The following is a 15,100-nucleotide window of genomic DNA, read 5'->3' on the forward strand; positions in this document are numbered from 1 at the left end:
ATTTTTATGTAATTTTTTTGATCGCTAATAACAACTGATTACTTAGTAGTAGCATTTTAGCACTACTACTAAGTTTGTACTCAATCTCTTATTTCTTTTTACTGGAAGCTTTTGCAGCTTTTTTTGCAGCTTTTTCAGCAGCGATCGCAGCTAACTTTCCTTGTTCTTTTTCTTCGGCTATTTTCTGGAGATAGTAATGATAGTCTCCTAAGTAAACTCGGAATTCACCATCACGAATTTCGACGATTTTGTTAGCTACTTCCGAAATAAAGTAGCGATCGTGGGAAACTACAATTGCCGTACCATCATAATTTTTGAGCGCTTCTTCCAGCATTTCTTTAGCTGGAATATCTAGATGGTTTGTTGGCTCATCTAAAATTAGTAAGTTCGCGGGACGCAAGAGCATTTTTGCCAACGCCAAACGAGCTTTTTCTCCTCCACTTAATGCCCCAACTGCCTTAAATACAGTATCACCAGTGAATAAGAAGCGTCCCAAAAGCGTGCGGACTTCTTGATTATCCCAATCGGGGACTTCATCATGGATAGTTTCCATGACAGTTTTCTTCAAGTCCAAAGCTTCAGCTTGATTTTGCTCAAAGTAACCGGGAATAACGTTGTGATCCCCTAATTGAACAGTACCTTCTGTGGGTGGTTCCATACCCATAATTACGCGCAAAAGGGTAGATTTTCCAGCACCGTTGGGGCCAAGAAAGGCAATGCGATCGCCCCTTTCAATTAACAGATTTGCTGCCAAAAACAGGATTTTATCACCATAAAGATGAGTTAAATCTTTAATGTCTACTACCTCGCGTCCACTGCGGGGTGCAGGGGGAAAACGGAAGTGGAGAGTTCTTACCCCTGCAATGGGTGCATCAATCCGCTCGATTTTATCGAGTTGCTTTTCTCGGCTTTTCGCCTGGGTACTGCGGGTAGCACTGGCGCGAAATCTATCAACAAAGGTTTGCTGTTTCTCTAATTCTTTCTGCTGGCGTTCGTAAGCACTCAACTGTGCTGATTGACTTTCGGCTTTTTGTTCCAAATATGCTGAGTAATTACCAAGGTAGCTACTAGAAACGCCACGTTCAGTTTCCACAATCTGGTTGCAGAGGCGGTCAAGAAACTCCCGGTCATGGGAGACTATAACCATTGGTGTAATCAGCCCTCTGAGATAATTTTCTAACCACTCAATGGTTTCTAAATCTAGGTGGTTAGTCGGTTCATCCAGTAGTAACAAGTCGGGTTTTTGCAGGAGAATTTTTCCTAAACTCATCCGCATTTGCCAACCACCACTGAAGGCACTGACGAGGCGATCGCCATCTTCTAGCCCAAACCCCATTTCTGGTAAGATTTTCCCAATGCGTGCATCTAAGTTGTAGCCATCCAAGGCTTCAAATTTGCGCTGGAAGCGATCCAATTTGTCGATCAGTCGATCCAGTTCGTCTGGGTTAGCCGTTTCCATCTCTTGTGGTATGTGCGCCAGAGATAACTGTACTTCATTGGCTTCTTTGAAAACAGTCCAAAATTCTTCTCTAACGGTGCGGGTGGGGTCTACTTCAAATTCTTGGTTGAGGTAAGCTATGTGTAAGCTATTGGGACGGATAATTTCGCCGGCGGTGGGTTCCATTTCCCCAGAGATGATTTTGAGTTGGGTAGATTTTCCAGCACCGTTGACACCGACTAAGCCAATGCGATCGCCTGGTTTAACTTCCCAGTTGATATCTTTGAGAACTTCGCCTGTAGGATAAATTTTACTTATATGTTCTAGTCGCAGCATTAAGTTTCTCTCAGGTAGGGAGTGGGTGGTTGAGGACGAAGTACTAACACCGCCTCTAATATTAACAAAAATTAACTATAATTTCGTCGCGATCGAGTTTGGAAGCCGCAAACCAAATTTAGCTTGAGCCACGGATAAAATTTACCACATCTATCTTAAGGCTGACTTTGTGCTACTTGTCTAACTTCTTCGACACTCAAATCAAATGCCTCAGCCACTTGTTCCACTGTCACCTCCAATTTCAACAAGGTGGGTATTAATTTTAATTTGGCTATACGCTCCCCTATTTGGATGCCATCATGATAGAGTTTCGCGTTTTGAACTTGGTTTATAGTTAAACCTAATCCCTCCGCAACTTGCTCAATAGTTAACGCTAAATCTAATAGACGAGGTACTGATTGCCGTAAACCTTCCAAACGCCCTTCTTCAAATGCTTCTTGATAAATTTTTGTATCTTTGAAACTCATAGTTCCTATGTTGTAGTCCACCAATTCCTCTACTCCTTTATCAGAAGAATCCTACTGCGCGGCTTGTCTGACTTCTTCGACACTCAAATCTAGCGCCTGTGCTACTTGTTCTACAGTCAACCCGGCTGCCAACATTGCTGGTACTGCTTTGAGTTTACCTTCCTCAATGCCTTGAACCTTACCTTGTTCAATGCCTTGAACCTTACCTTGTTCAACACCTTCCTGAAAGGCTTCCTGATAAAATCTGGTTTGCTTTAACTCGCTTAAGCTAAACATTTTCTCCATCTCCTCCCTACTCATTGCAGGAAACTTGTAAGCCAAAATAGTCTCTATAAATTGTAATAATTGCTGCTGTTTTAGTGGTGAGGTTATCTCTGACTTAGTTCTGTCTATCAACTCCCTTGCTTGGACAATTGCGATATCATCCGTTTCAATTACTAATTTAGCAGTTGCGATGCCAATTGGAAGCGATGCAGCCTCACCTAATTCATTAAGATAAATCCGTCTGACACGCCCACTTGTAAAAAATTCATGGTAATGTTTGATCTCTCCTGTATCTACGTTTCTGTTTGCGTATAAAACTACAGCACTCCAGTTATTTTAGGGTTTATTCTGACGGAGGTATAAACAGACTTCTGCAAATAGCCGGGAATAAATTTCTCCATCAGCTTGAAATTGCACTTCCACAAAGTAAATCTGGTTTTCGCTTCCTTGTGTAGGCAGAAATACCCCATCGATTCTGAAGGCTGTTTGTTTGATTTCAACTGATGAAAATTGATAAAGTCTAGCTGATTCTGGAGGATTACCAATAAGTTCAAAGAAGATATCAGGAAACTCTTGAAACAGGCGATAAAAGATGATGTCTGTTTTCACTATTTTATATAAATTGAAAATTTTGATTTGCGGTTCATCTGTTATTTTATTCCTCAGAACCATGACGCACTTTTAGCAATTGCTCTTTTGCCATCCCTAATATCCTTGAAAGTGGCGCTAATAGACTATCATCAAATGCTTCCCCAGCGTAAATATTATTCAGTTCCGTGGGAGATAATTTAAAAGTATCGCAGAATTTAGCGAACTCTTGGTTACTTAAGTCAAGCTCTTTTTGCCTATCTTGAAGTAAAAGTGCGATCGCTCTCGTTCCATGCTTTGGACGTTCATTAGTTTTGATATATTTTTCCATCAAATAATATACTTTCCTCGGATCGCCGCCCATTTTTTTTATTAAATCAGTACAAGCCATTTTTAGTGCTTTTTTTAAAACTTCTTCTTCGTTTAAAAACTTAATAACTTCACTAGCATATTCTGGTTTAAAAAATCCCACCAAATCACCTTTATGATAAATCGGTATATAATGTTCATTCGTTTCAACTTGCCAATCTAAAGGCTCATTGCGTAGTGACATAGCTGCACACCCAAATATTTTAAGATTGCACCATTTTAAAACCATTTATTCCTTAACCGCCAGGGGTTATATATTTATCGCTATTTCGCAGTGTCCAGATCCCCGACTTCTCAAAGAAGTCGGGGATCTAACTTTTCACGAATAATTTAGGAATGCTATATTTCAGACTGGTGTCCAAGGCCCAATAACAGATTCTCCCTGTTTTTCTTTTTCAGCTAACTCTAAATTCAATTCTAAAAGTTTCTCTAAAATGTCGTCGCTGGAATTAAAGCCATAAGCTTGCATCACTAATTTATCTAACTGTTGATGCAGTTTATAAAGCTGGCTGGTTGGCTCATCAAAAAATTTATTGTACAGCGTGGTGATTCCCCACTGTTTTGACTCCATTTGTTGTGTGCGGTATTGATGGAGTTCTTCAGACTTTGAGCGAATTTGATTAACTAATTTAGTATCAGGGGTTTGAGGAAAGGGAAACTTTTCAAAGCAAGTTGTAGGGGTATAAGCAATATGTGCTTTTAAAGTGGATTTTTGAGTATTCATCCAGGTGCAATGAACTAATGATGAGACTATACCAAATATATAGAAATCATCAGTTGTTAGAACAACTGACTTATCACCCGGCAACCAATTAAGAGGTGCGGGAATAAAAACAGCCCATTTTGAAACTCTAGGTACTGTAAAGTAGCAAGATAGACGAAAAATTGTCCTCCTCATTTTTGGAGCGTCTTCACCAAATTTCCACCAATTTATTCTTCTGCTATCTCGACGATTTGTGTCTCTTTCTGGTTTAACAGTAACTTTAATATGTTCAAAAGGTAAGCGATAACTACTCACTTCCTCAATACTCATATTATTGAAATCAACAACCCAACGGTTAGGCTTACCATGAGGAATTTTAGCTAGATTTGCACCCATTGAGAATAGTTTGAGGACTTCTTGATTTTTTGGATCTATTTTGATCCAGTCTTTTACCTGTTGATCAGTAACAATAAATCCTTTTCCTAGAGGAATTACACCCTGAAAGCATTTATTGAGGTTTGCTTGTAATCGCACAGCTTGGGATACGTCAATTGTAGATTTGAGTGAAGAATTGATTCTTGTAACTACTTGATTATCTAAATAATATTTATTAGGATTTTCCTTACTCCAATTAACAATGCTAACATGAAGCTTCGCTTCACCTGACCAAGGTTGTGTAGAAACTGCTTCATGAATATGACCATTATTTTTATTAATATAATCTAAAGTAGCAACTCGGCTTTTACCTTGACTAATTGAATTTGTAGCAACTAATCCGACTCTACCTTTTTCATCAATATGTTCGTGAGCTAATCGAAACCAATAAGCACAGAAATCTACTGAATCTTTAACATCAGGAAAGCGTTTAAAAACTTTGTCTATATATTCATCACTTAAAGCTATTCTCAGATGCTTTCCACCTAAAAACGGAGGATTACCAATAATTGCATCAGCTTTCTGCCATTCACTAAACAACGCATCCTGACAAACAATATTGTTATCTAAACTATCCAGAGGCAAAGCAGGTTCAGTCAAATTTAAATTATCAATAGCAATCTTTCGCGCAATCATCAACGTCACTCGTGCCAATTCCACAGCGAAAGGATTTGTATCCATACCATAAAATTGTTGTGGCGTGACAAAACCAATTTGAATTTGCTTATCTTCAGATTTACGACGCTGTGCAATTGCTTCTAACAGCAACATTTCAATCCGCTTAAGTTCCTGATAAGCCATATACAGAAAATTACCCGAACCACAAGCAGGATCAAGTACGCGATAACTTTGGAGTTCCAATTGCAATGTAGAAAGTTCAGCAATTGTGCTTGCTGCTTCAATTCTTTCTTCCCAATACCGGCTAATGGTTGGACGAACAATTTTCATAATGTCTGCTTCTGAGGTAAAGTGAATTCCTCGTGCATGACGCTCTTTTTTATCCACCGTACCTTCAAACAAATTCCCAAAAATTGCTGGACGAACCTTACTCCAATTTTCTTTCGCCGATACATCCAAAAAATTCAATTCTTCCCTTGTCAACTCAATCGCATGAATCTGTGAAAATAACCCGCCGTTGAAATAATCTACGTCTTTATAGCGTCCGGCTGGCGTAATTCCTGGCAAATTCATTTCCCGAAATAAACCACCCAAAATATCATAGGAACTCGCCCCACTCATGCAATCCTGAACACAGGAAACAAACATATCACGTGGTAAAAGTTGCCTATCCTCTGCAAACATTGCCAGCACACATTGCAGAATGAAACGCTGCGCTGTCAACTTTTCAATTCCGCGTTTTTCCAGTTCTAGCAGCAACTCTCCCATGCGACGCGCTGCACGTTCAGTTACTTCTAGCTGGTTGTTGCGAAAAACAGGAGTTTTGTCTCCAAACTCCATAAATGCCAAGGCTCCTGCCCTTTCTGGCAGTTGCTCTAAAGGTATTACATCTACGGGTGTATCTAATTGGATATCAAAGTCAAAAATCCAAAATTCGTCAAAATTGCACAATAATACATAACGGGGACGATTTGGTACTAACCGCGTCCAATAATCAAACGCTTGGGAATAATGCTTACTCAAATCCTCCCCGCGCTTTTTCATCTCAATCAACACACGGGGTTTCCATACCAGCAAAACCAGTTTTACCTTTTTTGCTACCTTTTTTAATTGCCTCTTCGTAACTGGCTCCCGCTTCCAGCGCTCCCTCATGCCCAAAAGCCACGAAGAATCTATCTAAAAAGGTTTGCGCTTCCTTTTTTTCCTGTCCCTTAATGTGCTGCTTACAAAAATTAACAAACTTATCTAGACTTTCAGGTGTGGCTGATACCATTTGCGATTGAGAATTGCCATAAGTACTTTTAGCAATTCCCATGTTATGAATTAATCAAGAAAAATGGTAGAAATTATCCTTCCCAGTCTTGATGAGTATCGCACAGAAAATTGTCTGCGTAGGCGCAGCCCGCCGCAGGCATCGCATCATCAAATAAATAGCAACAATGCTCTGGAAAAGTTCGTAATGGTAAGTTAGTTTCTCGTAGCGCCAAATCCACTCCCGCTTCAAAGCCATCTAACAAGGCTTCTTCTATTCGAGACTTTAAGCTAGGGTTCTGTCGCAAATGCCTATGCATAGCGCGACGCTGTTCTCGAATCGTTAAAAACCAACTGCGACAGCGTTGTTCGGGTTGATGCTCCCACTTCAACAAATGACCGAGTAACACACTCAGGCGACTCACGAGTTCTCGATACTCCTGTCTCCCCAAAGCTTGAATTTCCTCTTGCAGGTGTTCCCAGTCTAGTTCCATAACTAGCCCCTGCTCTAACGCTTTAGCCTGCTGCTGTGTCCAGCCATAGAAGTCTGTATCATACAAAAAAGCTTTGTCCATAAAGTTGAATCTTGACAGCAAGAAACCACGAGCTAGTTTGATCCGATTTTGCACTAAATCGCTCTTAAAAACCTTAATTACGAATTACGAATTACGAATTACGAATTACGAATTACGAATTACGAATTACGAATTATTTTCGCCTCATCCCCCGACGCTTCAGCCACAGCCGCCAATCTATCTGCCGCAGCTTGCACAATTTGAGCCACTTGTACCAGGGGCATGTGCTGAATTTGTCTCAGAATCAGACTCAAATCGGAAGTTTCTGCAATTGGCTTACCATCCAGACAGCTTAGTAACTCCTCTAATGTGTAACCCGCTCTCGCTGCGATTTTTGCTAAATATTCAGTATCTGGCACATTCACACCCTTTTCCCACAACTGAACAGCAGTAGCAGAAACTCCTAAAAGCTTACCGAATGCTCGCTGGCTCATTGAACCACGAGCCAGCTTGATGATTTCAATCAGTTTTTCTCTGCTTTCAATGTTCACTGCTTATATAGCTAGCCAACTGTATTTACAAGTTTAGTGAAGAAATCCTAAAATTTTACTTTTAGCTTGACAAGCTTCATTGTGAATGGTAATTTAAAATGATTATTGTAATAGTGCAATGAAACTTGCAATATTAATCTAAAAATTTCAATCACGTTATCGGTAGTAATGCCGACAGTATAAAGGGTGCATCATGTTTGGCAAGCCGCGCAAAACTAATCAATATCGCCGCAAGGGTCGAAATCTTATAGCTACTAATAAAATTAAACCAGAACAGTGGCACATTTCAGACGCTGAGGTAAAAGAAGCTCTCAAAGCCAAAGGTCATGATGTTAAGCAAATCAAAAAAATCCATCCTTTGAAGCATCAAGTGTGTATTTCCTATTGGGATGTAAAAGGCAATATATGCAGCAGCTTTTTTAGCTACCGGATTTTTGCACGTTGGCAAGAAGAAGCAGAAAAACTAATTTATACCTGTCAAACTCTGAAGCAATGGGCGAAATTAAATTACGTTATGAAGTACGAATTTGCCTATTACCGCTATCACAGTGAAATGGAAGATACACTCTACGCGACATTAGAAAACCACCTGTATGTGTTAAAAAAACAACACAACAAGTGGTTTTACAGTAAAATTACTGACAAAAATTAGTTAGCGGCAGAAGTCGCTAACTCCGCGAGACGTTCCTGTTGGTCTAGAGATATACAAGATTGGATAAGTGTCTCTAAATCACCTTCCAAAACAGGGTTCAGGGAATAATTTTGACCTAAGCGGTGATCGGTAGCGCGGTTATCTTTATAATTATACGTGCGAATTTTTTCCGATCGCGATCCTGTACCAACCTGCGATCGCCGCATGGAAGTAACAGCCTCTTGTTGTTCGCTTAACTTGATTTCATACAACTTCGCCCGCAGAATTTGCATTGCCCGTTCTTTGTTTTGCAACTGGCTGCGTTCTTCTGTACAGAAAATGCGTATTCCCGTCGGTTTGTGCATCAAGTCGGCGGCTGTTTCCACCTTGTTGACGTTTTGCCCACCAGCACCGCCAGAACGGGCTGTAGTCATTTCAATATCTTTCGGGTCAATGTGAATTTCCACATCATCCACCTCCGGCATAATTGCCACGGTAGCTGTAGAAGTATGAACCCGTCCGCCAGATTCAGTTGCCGGCACACGCTGTACACGATGCACCCCAGCTTCAAACTTTAACTGGCTGTAAACGTCATTACCTTTAATTTCGAGAATGACCTCTTTCCAGCCCCCAATTTCTCCCCGAGATTCGCTCACTAGAGAAACTTTCCAACCTTGAGTCTGGGCGTAGCGGGTATACATTTGCATCAAATCGCCAGCCCAAATACTTGCTTCATCGCCACCAGTACCGGCGCGAATTTCCAACATGATATTCTTTTCATCGTTGGGGTCGCGTGGTAGCAGTAACACTTTCAAGCGAGACTCTAAATATTCTATTTTTTGTTCAAGTTCCTTTACTTCCAGCGATGCCATTTCTTGCAACTCTGGGTCACTTGCAGATTCTTTGTAAACCTGACGCGCCCCTGTCAAGTCTTCTTGGGCTGATTTCCAAATCTCATAGGTATTAACGACCTCTTCCAAAGAAGAACGAGACTTAGCAATTTCTTGATATTCATCAGGATTGCTAGCGGTATCGGGGTCGCCAAGACGACGTGTTAACTCATTAAAAGTTTGTTCAACGGATTTGAGTTTATCCAGTAAGTATGATTCAGCCATGACCAGTGCGATCGCTCCTTAAAAAAATAACAAATTGGCTCGAGCATATAAATCAAAATCGACCCAGCTGATGCAGGGCCGTCGTTAACAGCAGAGCCAACCCGCTACTTTTTGGTTTGTTCGTCGCCAGATGTTTGAGTGCTGCTCATACCGTACTTGCGGAGGAAGCGTTCAACTCGACCCTCAGTGTCAATAATCTTCTGAGTGCCGGTGTAAAATGGGTGATTTCCAGACCAAACATCTACGTGCAATTCTGGCTTAGTAGAGCCAATGGTCATAACAACTTGACCGTTGCAGTAAACTTTAGCGTCTGGATACCACTTGGGATGAATATCAGCTTTAGCCATTGTTTTTTTGTGATGAATCTATATCAATTATAACTTTCAGGTTTCAATTGCAGCTAGAGAGTGGGGAGTGGGGGGATGACGGAGATGAGGAAGTGGGAGAAACCAATGCCCCATGCCCTAGCCCCCATTCTCTAACGCTTAGAGTACTGAGGCGCTTTCCGAGCTTTATGTAAACCATATTTCTTCCGCTCTTTTGCTCTCGGATCACGAGTCAAGTAACCTTCGGTTTTCAAAGGTGGGCGGTTGTCTGGGTCGAGTTGGCACAAAGCACGAGCAACTCCCAAACGGACAGAATCAGCCTGTCCGGTCAAGCCGCCGCCTTCTGCTTTCACCAAAATGTCATATTCGTTTTCTAGTCCCAGAGTTTCCAGGGGTGCTTTAATCACTCCCAGGTAGTTGGGGTTAAATTGGAAATACAAGGTTCCATCTTTACCGTTGACAATCAGTTGACCGGTGCCGGGAACCAAGCGTACCCGTGCTACTGCGTTCTTACGACGACCAGTACCCCAGTATACGGCGCGACCGCTATTAGCATCTGCTACTACCATTAATTTTCTTCTCCAGGAATTGTACTAACTTTTAGTTCTTTAGGTTTTTGAGCATCATGGGGATGCGTAGGACCAGCATAAACTTTCAGCTTTGTGAACAACTGCTTACCCAGGCTATTTTTAGGTAGCATACCTTTAACAGCTTGTTCTAAAATTCGCTCTGGTATGCGGTCTTGCAGTTTAGCGAAAGTTTCCGTTTTCATCCCACCGGGGCGACCAGAATGACGGCGGTAAAGCTTTTGAGTGCGCTTTTTGCCTGTCACTGCTACTTTCTCGGCATTGATGATGATTACGAAGTCACCTGTATCTAGATGAGGTGTATATTCGGGTTTCTTTTTGCCTCTCAATACCTGGGCGACTTCACTGGCGAGGCGACCGAGGCGTTTATCAGTGGCATCTACTATGTACCACTCACGCTCAAGGGACGCTTGAGAAGGAAGGTATGTTTTACTCGTTGTCATTTGTCATTTGTCCTTTGTCATTTTTAATTTGTCATTAGTCATTTGTTATTTGTCCTTTGTCCCCTGTCAGTTGTCCTTTGTTATTCACTAATGACCAATGACTAGTGACCAATGACTAATGACTCTTGACTAGTGACGAACTTTGGCAAGGTGTCGTACCAAATCTCTTTTGGAAAGGGAAAATCTGGATAGCCGACTCGCAACAAGCATAAGCCTTGGGGCGGTGCGGCGTGTTTCACTTCTTCTCGGCGTTGTTCTTTCCAGAGTTCGGTGAAGCTAGAAAGTGTCCGTTGTCCAGAACCTACTTGTACCACCATCCCTACCAACAGCCGTACCATGCCATACAAAAATCCATCTGCCTGTATTTCAATATGGATAAATGGCCCACTGCGACGACACTCGGCTGCTTGCACCTCTACCCAGGAATGCGATCGCTTTGATCCTGCACGGTGAAAAGCAGCTAAGTGATGCTTTCCCAAGAGAGGTTTCAAGGCAGCTTCAATTAAAGATTCATCCAGGGGTGCATAATAATAATGCCAACTGAAGGGTCTTACAAACAAGTTAAGCTGATCTTCAGTATATATTGTGTAGCGATACCGTCGATAGGCTGCACTAAAGCGAGCGTGCCAACGGTTATCGACACTAGCTGAAGCCCTGATTAATATATCTGGCGGCAGATAGCTATTTAGGATTGTTGCCCACTTGTGAGGCGGAATTAACCCTGTTGCTTCAAAATGAGCTACTTGAGCAGCAGCGTGAACTCCTGAATCGGTTCGTCCGGCACCGTGTAGTGTTACATGGTAGCCAAGAATAGTAGCGATCGCACTTTCGATCTCTTCTTGAACTGTCCGATGTTGTTTTTGCCGTTGCCAGCCATGAAAATGAGTGCCTAGGTATTGGATTACCAAGGCTACTCGATGAGTTTGTGTAGGCTGGTGGCTTTCTAACATACAGATTTTGTCCTTTGTCATTTGTTTTTTATCATTTGTCCTTTATCAGTTGTCCTTTGTTATTCACTAATGACCAATGACTAATGACTGATGACTAATAACCAATGACTAAATGACTTAAACCAATTCAATTATGGCCATTTTGGCATTATCACCCCGACGCGGTACAGTCCGCAGGATGCGGGTATAACCACCCTGGCGATCGCCATATCGAGTTGGAGCTTGCTCAAATAGAGCGTGAACCAGTTGTTTGTCGAAGATATACCCAAGGGCTTCTCGACGTGCTGACAAGGAGCCATTTTTGGCTAGGGTAATCATTTTTTCCACTTCACTTCGAAGAACTTTCGCTCTAATTAAAGTGGTTGTGATCTTACCATGACGGATCAACTCGGTGGCGAGCGATCGCAATAAAGCACGACGTTGATCGGCTGGTTTACTGAGTTTTTTGACGCGACAACGGTGACGCATAATTATGCACTATGAATTATGAACGGTTTTTCTTAAGGGTGTTTAGAGCCTCTTTCCATTGGCAGGGTGATGCCCAAGCGTCGCTGCAAAGCTTCCACAACCTCTTCTGCTGACTTCTGCCCAAAGTTCTTAATTTCTAAGAGGTCTTCTTGGGTATAATCCAACAAATCTGCCACAGAGTTAACTTGTGCCCGTTTGAGACAGTTATATGCCCGCACAGAAAGTTGCAACTCTTCGATGGGTATCTGAGCAGTTGGGTCGTCTGGAATATCCGAACCTGTATCAGTTGGTTCTAGGGAGATATCTTTCAACGGATTGAATAAATCTACCAAGATCGCAGCAGCAGAAGATAGTGCTTCCTGGGGAGAAATACTGCCATTTGTCCAAACTTCCAACAAGAGTCGGTCTTTTGGAATCAAGCCTTCCCCACGGGATTCTTCAACACTGTAGTTGACTTTTCGCACCGGCATAAATATTGAGTCGATTTGGAGAAAATCCAACGATGTGGCTTCCTCACGTCCTCGCTCTACGGTGCGATAGCCTTTGCCTTTCTCGATCCGAAATTCCATTTCCAGCTTTCCACCTTCAGCGATGGTGGCTACATACTGGGTCGGATCGATGACTTCTACTTCACTAGGTAAGTCAAAATGCGCCGCAGTGATTGTTGCTGGACCTGTAACGAGTAATCTACCAATCTGAGGCTGCGAAGAATAGTTTTTTAGGATAACTTCCTTCATTTTCATGAGGATTTCCAGCACATCTTCCCGCACGCCTGGAACGGTGGCAAACTCGTGTGAAACGCCTGCAATCCGCACTGCTGTAACTGCTGTACCTTCTAGGTTGGACAGTAAAACTCGTCGCAGTGCGTTGCCAACCGTTGTTCCTTGACCACGATCTAGAGGTTCCAGAACAAATTTACTGTAATGGTTCCGACTTTCTTCAGTATTAGACTCTACACATTCAATCTGAAACTGCGCCACGGATGAGCCTCCCTTTTTCTAAGGTGCTGCTAGCAGACAAATCAATTGCCTCCCGAATTGACTAAGAATTTTAGATTTTAGATTTTAGATTTTAGATTTTTTGGCTCATGCCCCGCCCCGCAGAATTTTAGATAATGGAATTGCCGATTTGAGATTGAAAGATTCTCCTAATCCAAAATCCAAAATTTAATATCTAAAATTTTAAGTGGGCAGAACAAATCAAAAATCTCCAATTTAAAATCCTCAAGCCCCGTACCCTCATGGTCGGGTTCAATCCAAAATCGGAAATTCCATTATCCAAAATTGGTTGACTTTACGTCCTGTAGGTTTAGGTTAATCAAACTACTAGTATAAAATTACGGTATAGTTTGACGCTCCTATTGAGTTTACAGGCGCTAATAATATTTTGGGTTCCCGAAGTTTAACAGCTTTCCCGCAGGGAAAATCTGTCGCCCTTTTGGTCGCCCAAGCTTTTACCCAATGACAATTTGCAGGTTAGACGCCCAAGCAGTTGTAAGTTATTTTACTTGCTTGACTTGTACTTTTTTTACTCAATGCCTAAGTCTTGGTGTTTAAACTCGACGGCGCTTGGGTGGACGGCAACCATTGTGAGGAATGGGGGTAATATCCCGAATGAGTGTAATTTCCAATCCTGCTCCTTGAAGTGCCCGGATAGCGGTTTCTCTACCAGCTCCTGGACCACTGACCATTACCTCAATTTGGCGCATTCCTTGATCAATAGCTCTACGGGCTGCACTTTCAGCAGCAGTTTGCGCTGCAAAGGGAGTTCCCTTTTTTGCTCCCTTAAAACCGCTAGAACCAGCACTAGCCCAGGAGATGACATCTCCATTTTGATCGGTAATGGTGACAATGCTATTGTTGAAAGTAGACTGGATGTAGGCCATTCCACTGGGTACATTCCGTTTCTGCTTCTTGCTCCCGGTTTTTTTAGTTGGTTGTCTCGCCATACTTGTTTAGTTGATTTAAGGTAAAACTTGCTCGGATTAGCAAGCGTTGCAAAATTATTTCCCTGGAGCCTTCTTCTTCCCAGCCACTGTCTGCCTTCTGCCTCGACGGGTTCTGGCATTGGTGCGAGTTCTTTGTCCTCTGACTGGTAAGCCCATGCGATGACGACGACCTCTGTAAGTACCAATGTCAACTAAGCGCTTGATGTTCAAAGACTCCAAGCGCCGCAAGTCGCCTTCAACTTGATAGTTGGTTTCTATTTCCCCTCGTAGGGCTGTCACATCGGCATCACTTAAGTCCTTAACGCGCGTGTCTGGGTTCACACCAGTAGCCGCTATAATTTCTTGAGAACGTGATAAACCAATTCCATAGATGTAAGTCAGACCGATCTCGACGCGCTTATCGCGTGGAAGGTCTACTCCGGCAATACGTGCCACAATGAACTCTCCCTATTGTTCTCGCAATTACTGTTGGTTGGAAAAACGTGATTAATCGCGTCTTTTCGTTTTAATGATGATATGCGTCTTACAACTGGCTCTGTTGGTAAGAGTGTTATCCTTGACGTTGCTTGTGCTTGGGGTTCACGCAGATCACCATAACGCGACCACGACGTTTGATCACGTTACACTTCTCACAAATTTTCTTGACTGAGGCTCTAACTTTCATGCCTTTTATTTTTTGACTCCAAATATAAAATTATAGCATTTCTAGGGAAATTAATCCAGTTAAATGACTAACAAACAGCCAAAAAAATGGTTTTATGGTAAAATTCTCTACATATACTTACTTCTTTCGTAGTCGATAGGTAATTCTGCCTTTGGTCAAGTCGTAAGGAGTTAACTCTACCTTGACGCGATCGCCGGGCAAAATCTTGATATAATTTCGGCGAATTTTGCCGGAAATGTGAGCTAGCACGTTAAAGCCATTGTCCAAGTCAACGCGAAACATCGCATTGGGCAGGGACTCTGTAACCGTGCCTTCCATTTCAATCAAATCTTGCTTAGACAATTTGTTTTTTCCTCAACTCAACAATTTCGTGTTCAGTTGCAGCACTTTATCTGCAAGAAAACACACTTTAAGAAATATATCAACAGTTTAT

Annotated in this window: 17 protein-coding genes and 2 pseudogenes; 1 reads left to right on the forward strand and 18 read right to left on the reverse strand. The window is 42.1% G+C overall.

From position 1 onward, the window contains the following. Positions 1–88: 88 nt before the first annotated feature. From V7K32_RS03225 to V7K32_RS03260, 7 genes and pseudogenes are all read right to left on the reverse strand, one after another. Positions 89–1,774: an ABC-F family ATP-binding cassette domain-containing protein gene (locus tag V7K32_RS03225; RefSeq protein WP_334990284.1), complete on the reverse strand. Its 1,686-nt coding sequence runs from the start codon at positions 1,772–1,774 to the stop codon at positions 89–91. Positions 1,775–1,929: 155 nt separating this feature from the next. Continuing rightward, a complete protein-coding gene (locus V7K32_RS03230; protein ID WP_334990286.1) occupies positions 1,930–2,241 on the reverse strand; it encodes a hypothetical protein in 312 nt (103 codons plus the stop codon). A 51-nt stretch (positions 2,242–2,292) separates the two neighbouring features. After that, positions 2,293–3,114 (reverse strand): annotated as a pseudogene (locus V7K32_RS03235) (Rpn family recombination-promoting nuclease/putative transposase). A 46-nt stretch (positions 3,115–3,160) separates the two neighbouring features. Further along, a complete protein-coding gene (locus V7K32_RS03240) occupies positions 3,161–3,691 on the reverse strand; it encodes a hypothetical protein (RefSeq protein ID WP_442938687.1) in 531 nt (176 codons plus the stop codon). Between the two features lie 117 nt (positions 3,692–3,808). After that, positions 3,809–6,491: pseudogene (locus V7K32_RS03245) on the reverse strand (DNA methyltransferase). Positions 6,492–6,564: 73 nt separating this feature from the next. Further along, on the reverse strand, positions 6,565–7,044 hold the full coding sequence (locus tag V7K32_RS03255) for a DUF29 domain-containing protein (protein ID WP_334990406.1): 480 nt from the start codon (positions 7,042–7,044) through the stop codon (positions 6,565–6,567). Positions 7,045–7,163: 119 nt separating this feature from the next. Further along, positions 7,164–7,535: a helix-turn-helix domain-containing protein gene (locus V7K32_RS03260; protein ID WP_334990292.1), complete on the reverse strand. Its 372-nt coding sequence runs from the start codon at positions 7,533–7,535 to the stop codon at positions 7,164–7,166. A 193-nt stretch (positions 7,536–7,728) separates the two neighbouring features. On the opposite strand from V7K32_RS03260, the gene V7K32_RS03265 reads away from it, so the two are divergent. After that, on the forward strand, positions 7,729–8,187 hold the full coding sequence (locus V7K32_RS03265; RefSeq protein ID WP_334990294.1) for a hypothetical protein: 459 nt from the start codon (positions 7,729–7,731) through the stop codon (positions 8,185–8,187). Here V7K32_RS03265 and prfA read toward each other — a convergent pair. The 11 genes from prfA to infA form a co-directional block, all read right to left on the reverse strand. Further along, positions 8,184–9,281 (reverse strand): peptide chain release factor 1, encoded by a 1,098-nt coding sequence (gene prfA / locus V7K32_RS03270; protein ID WP_334990296.1) that lies wholly within the window; start codon positions 9,279–9,281, stop codon positions 8,184–8,186. The genes V7K32_RS03265 and prfA overlap by 4 nt on opposite strands. Before the next feature lie 104 nt (positions 9,282–9,385). Next, a complete protein-coding gene (gene rpmE / locus V7K32_RS03275) occupies positions 9,386–9,628 on the reverse strand; it encodes a 50S ribosomal protein L31 (protein WP_012410697.1) in 243 nt (80 codons plus the stop codon). A gap of 131 nt (positions 9,629–9,759) precedes the next feature. Further along, a complete protein-coding gene (gene rpsI / locus V7K32_RS03280) occupies positions 9,760–10,176 on the reverse strand; it encodes a 30S ribosomal protein S9 (RefSeq protein ID WP_104906415.1) in 417 nt (138 codons plus the stop codon). After that, on the reverse strand, positions 10,176–10,637 hold the full coding sequence (rplM, locus tag V7K32_RS03285) for a 50S ribosomal protein L13 (RefSeq protein WP_334990298.1): 462 nt from the start codon (positions 10,635–10,637) through the stop codon (positions 10,176–10,178). Before rplM ends, rpsI begins: the two co-directional genes overlap by 1 nt. Positions 10,638–10,738: 101 nt before the next feature. Next, entirely contained in the window at positions 10,739–11,587 is an 849-nt protein-coding gene (truA, locus tag V7K32_RS03290) for a tRNA pseudouridine(38-40) synthase TruA (RefSeq protein WP_334990408.1), read from the reverse strand. 117 nt (positions 11,588–11,704) lie between these two features. Continuing rightward, on the reverse strand, positions 11,705–12,055 hold the full coding sequence (gene rplQ, locus V7K32_RS03295; RefSeq protein WP_094349105.1) for a 50S ribosomal protein L17: 351 nt from the start codon (positions 12,053–12,055) through the stop codon (positions 11,705–11,707). Positions 12,056–12,087: 32 nt separating this feature from the next. After that, positions 12,088–13,035 carry a DNA-directed RNA polymerase subunit alpha gene (locus V7K32_RS03300; RefSeq protein ID WP_334990300.1) on the reverse strand — a complete coding sequence of 316 codons (948 nt, stop codon included), beginning with the start codon at positions 13,033–13,035 and terminating at the stop codon, positions 12,088–12,090. Positions 13,036–13,607: 572 nt separating this feature from the next. After that, complete coding sequence (gene rpsK, locus V7K32_RS03305; RefSeq protein ID WP_069070761.1) at positions 13,608–14,003, reverse strand: 30S ribosomal protein S11; 396 nt, start codon at positions 14,001–14,003, stop codon at positions 13,608–13,610. Between the two features lie 54 nt (positions 14,004–14,057). Then, a complete protein-coding gene (rpsM, locus tag V7K32_RS03310) occupies positions 14,058–14,438 on the reverse strand; it encodes a 30S ribosomal protein S13 (protein ID WP_104906411.1) in 381 nt (126 codons plus the stop codon). A 115-nt stretch (positions 14,439–14,553) separates the two neighbouring features. Continuing rightward, complete coding sequence (gene rpmJ, locus V7K32_RS03315; RefSeq protein WP_015129703.1) at positions 14,554–14,667, reverse strand: 50S ribosomal protein L36; 114 nt, start codon at positions 14,665–14,667, stop codon at positions 14,554–14,556. Between the two features lie 117 nt (positions 14,668–14,784). Further along, the gene (infA, locus tag V7K32_RS03320) at positions 14,785–15,009 is read right to left on the reverse strand and encodes a translation initiation factor IF-1 (RefSeq protein ID WP_006276978.1); all 225 of its coding nucleotides are present in this window, start codon (positions 15,007–15,009) and stop codon (positions 14,785–14,787) included. Positions 15,010–15,100: the final 91 nt, after the last annotated feature.

Source organism: Nostoc sp. (genome assembly GCF_036917635.1).
GTDB lineage: Bacteria > Cyanobacteriota > Cyanobacteriia > Cyanobacteriales > Nostocaceae > Nostoc.